Consider the following 7,200-nt stretch of genomic DNA (forward strand, 5'->3'; position numbering starts at 1 on the left):
AGCGAGGTCGGTTATGCGCCCAAACGGTGATGTAGCGCCTCGGTGAGCACTCGGCCTTCGGCCTGCGCTGGTGCAGGGATGCCGAGTATCGCGGCGATCGTCGGGGCGATGTCGACGTGTCGTGCGTTTACCCTCCCGGTGCGCTTGTTGACGCCGCGACCGGAGAGTAGCAGCACCGCCTCGAGCTCGCCGGTTCGGCCGTGGTATCCACGCGGACCGTCTGGGTCGGTGATGGAGAACGACCATCCGGCGGCGGGCTCCGCCACCAAGTTGCCGAGAAGTGGGCTGGCGTGCAGCGCCTCGAGGTCGGCGCGGTCATAGACGTCTTGTACCTGCTCAACCGATTCCAGCGCCGATCGGGCACGCGCGACGCCCGCGTCGGTCCGGGCGTCGCCGAGAAGGTAGACGTTGGCGACTCCGCCAATGACCATGGCGATGTCAGTCTGCGGGGACGGCGTCTGGCCAGGGGAGACGAACTCCGGGGTGAATCCGGCGTCGGTCAGCGTGGCGAGCACCAGCTCTCCGCATCCGCGGGTGAACGTCGTCATGCCGTGGTCGCCGAGCAGTACGAACGCGGTCTCGCCATAGATTCCGACGTCCTTCGTCGCCTGTACGAGCCTGCCCAGGTCAGCGTCCATGGCGGCGAGCGTCGCGCCCATGTTGGGCGACTCGGCACCCTCACTGTGGCCGAGTCCGTCGAGATCGCTGCCGTACACGGCCAACAGTGTCGGAGGCTGATCGACCGTGACCGTCGTCGAACCCGACTGGACTGGGCGCCCGTGCAGGATGTCGATCGCGACGTCGACTCGTCTGGAGTTGGTGCCGCCCGGCTGCACATAGAGCGCGTGCGGATCTCCGTACACGGCTCCGTGGTTCTGCACGATGTAGAACTGCACCGATGCGACCGTGCCGCCGGCGGCGACGACGGCATCGGCGATGCTCTGCGCCTGCATGGTTCGGGTCTGGCTCACAGCCTGCCCGGTCGACGGGTCGATGAAGTACGGCGTGTTCAGGTGGGTCTGCGGCCAGGCGCCGGTGGCGACGGTCGCCCAGGACGGATTGGAGATGGTCGGAAAAGAGCCGCTGGTCGTGCCGCGGTTCCCGCGGCGGGCTAGCGCATCGAGGTTCGGAGTGTCGACCAGGTCCAGGTAGTCGGGGTCGAAACCGTCCCATCCGATGAGTACTACGTGCTTGGCGTGCGGCCTCCATCCAGAGGTGTCTGCCCAGGAGGGGACCGAGGGCATCGTCACCGCGGCGGCTGCGCCGACACCTGCGGCGAGTACGGTGCGGCGGCTGACGGAACGGGTGGATACGGATTGACGAGACGGCTCGTTCATGGCGAAGAGTCTCTACCGACGTGATGAACTCCGCGTGTCTTGATGCCAGCGTCGAGATGTATCGCATGTATCGGCTGGCCCGGGCGATCGCGAGGACGACCAGCAGCACTCCGGCCAACAGCCCGACCAGGATGACTCCGCCGGGCCCGTCTTGGACGACGATCGGGACGAGCACGACGGTCACCACCGGTGTGTGATTACGTGTAGCGGGGAGCGTCGGCGCCGGGTCTCGCCATCGGGGGTCGGGCACGGAGGGCCCGCGTCAGTGTTGGGATCATGATCGTCGCTGTGATCAGGTGCAGCCCCACGAGGGCGCTGGTGGTGGCTGTGTTTGCCCCGGAGAGGAGGGGCGGGGCCATCGAAATCGTGGTCAGCGACACTGTCGTCCACATGAATCGCTCGGCGGGGTGAACGCTCCAACGAAGAAGAGCGACGGCGAAGACCATGCCCACGACCGAGAAGAGGCCGGTCACCACGGCGAACCCGGGCAACGGGATCGTCTCGCCGTCATCGGGGATCTGGAAGTCGACGCCCAGGGCCTGCGCAAGAGCAGCGGCGAGGGTGGTGGCCGCCATCGCCGCGAGCGTGGCGATCCAGCCGGTGCGGACGAGGCCGCGGAGTCGGCGGCCCTGCCTGGTGCGGCCCGATGCCGGGCCTGCGACGACTCCGGCGTCGTCCGTACTGTTCATGTCGTTCCTCCACATTCGGTAGCCGGCGTACCGGGTGCTGACTGGTTTGCGAAGGTCTCGGCCTTGGGGTGACGATGTGCACCCTCGCCGTGTGATGGCCCGGGTTCCGCGGCGCGAGCGTCCGCACCTACTACGACGTGCTGTCGATCGGCAGGCGCTCTGGCAGCCCGAGCTGCGGGAACCGGTCGTCGTGGAATGTCACGATCTCGGTGATCTCCCCGCCGGTGACGCGCAGCACGTCGATCGTCAACGGCAGGTACGCGTCCTGACGCTTCCGCCAGAGATAGAAGGCGACGGCGGGCTGCCGATTCACGGAGGTGAAGACGCCGCGCAAACGCCCCAAGCTCTCGAAGCCGTCCTCGACCCAGCTGTTCACCACCGCGTCGCGACCGACGTGCAGGCCCGGCGTTGGTGGCATCGAGCAGCGGACATCGTCCCGCAGCAGGGTGGCGAGCCCGTGGACATCCGTGGCCACGCTGGCGTCCGTATAGCGGCGCACCAGCTCGCGCGTCCCTGAGTCCTCCTCTTCGCCCCCGGTCCAGTCCTGCCGCTCGGCGGGCAGGTGCTCCCGCATGCCGGCGCGGGCCCGCTGCAGCGCGCTGTTGACGGAGTTGACGGAGTCCCCGAGGAGCTGCGCGACTTCCTTCGCCGGCCAGCCGAGCACGTCCCGCAGGATCAGTACGGCCCGCGGGCGCGGCGCCAGGTGCTGGACCGCGACCAGGTACGCCAGCTCGATCGTCTCCCGCGCCACCGCGAAGGTCTCCGGCTGGTCTGCGTCGCTTGCGGGCAACTCGTCGAGCAGCCGGTCCGGGTACGGCTGCAGCCACGGCACCTCGCCGCCGGTGGCGGGCTTCGGGCGGCGCTTGGCGAGCAGGTCCAGACAGGCGTTGGTGGCGATCCGGTACAGCCAGGCCCGCAACGTCGACCGCCCTTCGAAGGTCTCCCGCCGCCGCCAGGCACGCAGGAACGTCTCCTGCACTGCATCCTCGGCGTCCTCGAACGAGCCGAGCATCCGGTAGCAATGCACGTGCAACTCCCGCCGGTGCCGCTCCGCCAGCCCCGAGAACGCCGGCTCGTCGACCTCTCCCAGACCGTTCACGCCCAGCTTCTCCGGCTGCGTATTCGCGTTCATCGCGTCATCCTTCCGTCTCGTTGAGCCCTGTCGTAGATGTGACGGATGCGGGAACGGAAACTCATCACCGCGTGAACACATGGACGGCGTTAGCCCGGACTCGGGTGCCCCGCCTCGTGGTGCCCGGTAACATCGGGCCGCGATTTCGGATGCGTTTGTGAGGGCTGGTTTCGAGCCGCCGACGTCGCTGGTCACCGAGCGGTTCCGGCTCGAACCGTTGGGGCCGCAGCACAATGAAGCGGACCACGCGGCGTGGACCTCGAGCATCGAGCATGTTCGGGCGACGCCTGGCTACCCGGACGGTGACTGGCCACCGCTGGACGGGATGTCCCTGGAGGCCAACCCGGCCGACCTTCGCCGCCATGCGGCCGATTTCGCGGCCGGCCGGGGGTTCACCTTCACCGTCCTCGACCCGGGCGACGGCGACGTCATCGGTTGCGTCTACCTGTACCCGGCGTCGTCTGCGGACTACGACATCACCGTCCAGTCCTGGGTGCGTGCCGACCGGGCTGACCCTCGACGGGCCGCTCGCCGACGCTGTCGCTGCATGGCTGGCCGCTGAGTGGCCGTGGAGGCGGGTGGACCACGGTCGGACCGGCTACAGGGATTCAGGGACCGATGTGTCGGCGTGCGGAGCCCCGGGGCGGCGCACTCGGTAGCGCAGGTGGAGCACTCGTGTGCCCTGGATAACTGTGTGCGGGTCGTCGAGCAGGTGTTGGGCGTCGACCGGCCCGAAGTACGGTTTGCCCGAGCCGAGGACAACGGGGGCGACGTCCATAGCTACCTCGTCCACGAGGCCGAGCGCGAATGCCTGACCGCCTACGTCGCCCGCGGCCACGGCGACGGTGCGTTCGCCGGCGAGTTCTTTGGCCTTGGCGATGGCTTGGGTCACATCGTCGACGAAGTGATACGACGCCTCAGGGTGCCACCCATCGGGTTTGGGGCGATGTGTCACGACGACGACGTGCTCGCCGGCCGGAGGTTTGCCCTCCCAGCCGTTGGTGATGTCGAACAGGTGACGTCCGATCACCATCGCCCCGATGCTGTCCCAAGCGGCTCGGACGTAGTCGTACGAGGCCTGTGAGACCTTGAATGCGCCCATCGACGGCTCGTCCATCTCGCCTGGGGTCAGTGGGACGTCGCCGTTGAAATACCAGTCGAACAACGGGCCGACCTGGTCGTTCGCGTCGGCGATGAAGCCGTCCACCGATACGACGTTGTGCATCACCACGGTGCTCATCGCATCTCCCATTCACGCAGCCGGTTCACTTGGCCGTGCGGTCCCTGATCGAGCGGTGCCGCCATCTCGTCCAGGCACTGTTCCACATGCTTGTGCCTGGATAGACCGATCGGCCGGCGGAAACTCATCGGCGTCGACTCACACACGTGGCCGGCACGGTCAGCCCGCGGCACCGGTGGCGTCGCGGTGGATCAGCTCGGCCCGGCTGGCGGCGTTGAGCTTGCGCCGTAAGGCGGCGATATGGGACTCGACCGTGCGCACCGACACACCGAACTCCTCGGCAATCTCGGCATTGTTCAGCTGCCGCTCGACGGCGGCCAGTGTCGCCCGTTCGCGTCGCGTGAGTCCCCCCAGGGCCACCACATGGCCATGCTATTCCCAAAAAACCTTCCGTGCTCTGCACGGATGTGCGAACGCGATGCAGCGCCGACGCTGAATGGGTCAACCGTTTCCACACTCCTTCAGGAGGAATCGTGAGCACCGACACGACGGCCATCGCGGCCGACCAGGTTCTCAAGAGCAAGCACCGCACGATGTGAGCATCAGGGGACTATCCGGCTGTCGCGTCGGAGGTGATACCCGAGCTAGGAGCCGTCCTCGTCGAGGCTGCCGGTGTCCGTGCCGGCCAGCGCGTCCTCTGTCGCCGCCGGCTCAGGAAACGCCGCCATCCCGGCCGCGATGACCGGCGCCGAGGTTGTCGCTACCGACCTGACTCCGGAGCTGTCCGAGGCCGGCCGCCGCGACGCCGATAGGCATGGCACGCGCTCCCACAGCGAGTCGGGCTCCCGGAAGCCGGGGGACAAGGTGCGCCTCTGACGCGAACCAGACCCGCGACGCGCGGCGGACGCGACGCGTGTCATAGGGAGGCCGATGCGGACGTGCCGAGACGCTGCAGGGGCCCACTAACGCGATATAGCGGACCCCGCACCTGCGCCACCAGCTGGCCAGCCTGCACCACGCTACATCGTGAAGGACCGCTTACCCTTGAAACGCTCTTGGGTCTAGGCGGCATCGGCATCCTGCTGTTCCAGCCATTTCAGAATCGCTTGGTTTGTTTCTTCCGGCTTTTCCTGCTGGATCCAATGACCGCAATCCACATTGACCACTTCCACATTGGGCACGAACTCGGTCAGGTTTTCAGACTTCGCGACCGCATCCCGGTCGCCGTAGATCATGAGGGTGGGCTGGTGGATGATTGGGTCCACGTCCGCCAACAGGTGCCAGTTGCGGTCAAGGTTCCGGTACCAATTTATGCTGCCCGTGAACCCTGATGTCTCGAAGGCGGAGACGAAGACAGCCAGTTCGCTGTCGCTCATCAAGGGCTCACCCAGTGGTGTTTCTGCCTTGGCGAGATTGATCATCGCCATTCCTGGTTCTGGCTCGGCAGGTGGCTGGTTTTTCCGGTACATGTTGCGAAGGAATCGGAATGTATTCTCGTCCAGTACGGCGTCCGCGACACCTGGCCGTCGATTGAAGTGGACGAAATAGAAGTCGCCGCCAAATATTTCTTCCATGAACTCGATCCAGGGCTTTTCCCCACGCTCCTGGTAAGGCAGGCTGAGGTTTATCACTCTATTGACGCGGTGTGGATGCAAGAGGGTCAGTCCCCAAACGACCATTGCGCCCCAATCATGACCGACAAAGGTGGCATCGTCGTACCCGTAGTGATCGAGAAGTGCGATAAGATCACCCGACAAATGTTCAATGTCATAGTCTGCTATTTCGGTCGGGTGGGACGAGTTGCCGTAACCCCGCTGGTTTGGGACGATGACATGGTAGCCCGCTGCGGCAAGCGCGGGCACCTGGTGCCGCCACGAAAAAGCATGCTCTGGCCAGCCGTGACAGAGCACGATAGGTTCTCCGATGTTTTCTCGGCCTGCTTCAAAGACTTCGAGTTCCACACCGTTGACGGAAATAAGGGTGGGCTTGGGGAAATCGGTTGGATTGAGCATTGCATTTCCTCCTCATCGTTTCAGGGTGATCAGGCAATCGCTGGAATCGACGGCGCGGGTGAGTCCTCGCGCAGAGATCGGCGAGCTTGGCTGACGGCTGGGCGTATCGACGTTCCTTTCGGCGTGATGCCGGTCTTTTGGGTGCGGCCTGATCGATTGCTACCACCGTAGGGCGAATTGCGGTCACAATAGGTCCTCAATAGGTGGCGAACTGAGAATGCTGAAAGATCCCACCGGTCGAGCGCTGCAGCCGCGGTCGCTCTCTCAGGCCCTGTGGTGTTGAGAAGGGAGAAGTCGGTAGAACGCAGTCAGATCGGGCTGGGCGAACGCATCCGAGCGCTCGCCACGGTGGCGTCGGGCACGTGGGGTCTTTCAGGATGAGTGTGGAGGAGCCCTTTTCCTCGGGAGACCCCGACGTCCATCCCGGGGGCCGCCTCGCCAGCTACACCTTCATCTGGTGAAGAGCCGGTCTAGGGCGTGTCTCCTAATTCATGGCCGGGCGAGGATGATGGTGGCGGCCAGGAGGACGCCGCCGTGGTAGGTGCGGGCGTACTTGTCGTATCTGGTGGCGATCCCGCGCCATTGCTTGAACCTGCCGAAGCCGCGCTCAACCGTGTTGCGCAGCTTGTAGCGCTCGGGATCAAACGATGGTGGCCGCCCACCGGCCGATCCCTTGGCCTTACGACGCTCGACCTGGTCACGGCGTTCGGGAATGGTGTGGCCAACGCGGCGGCGGCGAAGCTCACGGCGGGTGGAAGGGTGCGAGTACGCCTTGTCGGCCAGCAGGTGCTCAGGCCGGTTGCCGGCCTGGTTCAACGTGTCGAGAAGAGGGGCGAGGTAGGGGTTGTCA

At 65.7% G+C, this 7,200-nt stretch carries 8 protein-coding genes and 1 pseudogene; 2 read left to right on the top strand and 7 right to left on the bottom strand.

Translation table 11 applies throughout. From position 1 onward, the window contains the following. Positions 1 to 11: 11 nt before the first annotated feature. From G1H10_RS19935 to G1H10_RS19945, 3 genes are all read right to left on the bottom strand, one after another. Entirely contained in the window at positions 12 to 1,337 is a 1,326-nt protein-coding gene (locus G1H10_RS19935; protein WP_163740961.1) for an alkaline phosphatase family protein, read from the bottom strand. Between the two features lie 197 nt (positions 1,338 to 1,534). Continuing rightward, entirely contained in the window at positions 1,535 to 2,026 is a 492-nt protein-coding gene (locus G1H10_RS19940) for a DUF6069 family protein (RefSeq protein WP_163740963.1), read from the bottom strand. 130 nt (positions 2,027 to 2,156) lie between these two features. After that, positions 2,157 to 3,158, bottom strand: coding sequence for an RNA polymerase subunit sigma-70 (locus G1H10_RS19945; protein ID WP_163740966.1), 1,002 nt, complete (start codon positions 3,156 to 3,158; stop codon positions 2,157 to 2,159). 157 nt (positions 3,159 to 3,315) lie between these two features. Between G1H10_RS19945 and G1H10_RS19950 the strand changes: the two genes are divergently transcribed. Further along, entirely contained in the window at positions 3,316 to 3,720 is a 405-nt protein-coding gene (locus G1H10_RS19950) for a GNAT family N-acetyltransferase (protein ID WP_216853466.1), read from the top strand. 36 nt (positions 3,721 to 3,756) lie between these two features. Here the strand turns inward: G1H10_RS19950 and G1H10_RS19955 are convergent, their stop codons facing one another. Both G1H10_RS19955 and G1H10_RS19960 read right to left on the bottom strand, forming a co-directional pair. Further along, on the bottom strand, positions 3,757 to 4,398 hold the full coding sequence (locus G1H10_RS19955) for a dihydrofolate reductase family protein (RefSeq protein WP_163740968.1): 642 nt from the start codon (positions 4,396 to 4,398) through the stop codon (positions 3,757 to 3,759). Positions 4,399 to 4,557: 159 nt separating this feature from the next. After that, positions 4,558 to 4,761, bottom strand: a complete 204-nt coding sequence (locus tag G1H10_RS19960; protein WP_163740971.1) for a response regulator transcription factor — start codon at positions 4,759 to 4,761, stop codon at positions 4,558 to 4,560. 170 nt (positions 4,762 to 4,931) lie between these two features. Between G1H10_RS19960 and G1H10_RS32460 the strand changes: the two are divergent. Further along, positions 4,932 to 5,157 (top strand): annotated as a pseudogene (locus tag G1H10_RS32460) (class I SAM-dependent methyltransferase); the annotation flags it as partial. A gap of 242 nt (positions 5,158 to 5,399) precedes the next feature. On the opposite strand, the gene G1H10_RS19970 reads toward G1H10_RS32460, so the two are convergent. After that, entirely contained in the window at positions 5,400 to 6,350 is a 951-nt protein-coding gene (locus G1H10_RS19970) for an alpha/beta fold hydrolase (protein ID WP_163740973.1), read from the bottom strand. Positions 6,351 to 6,839: 489 nt separating this feature from the next. Continuing rightward, the coding region (locus G1H10_RS19975) for a transposase (RefSeq protein ID WP_376778639.1) at positions 6,840 to 7,200 on the bottom strand (361 nt) is incomplete at its 5' end.

Origin of the sequence: Phytoactinopolyspora halotolerans (assembly GCF_010550675.1) — a bacterium.
GTDB lineage: Bacteria > Actinomycetota > Actinomycetes > Jiangellales > Jiangellaceae > Phytoactinopolyspora > Phytoactinopolyspora halotolerans.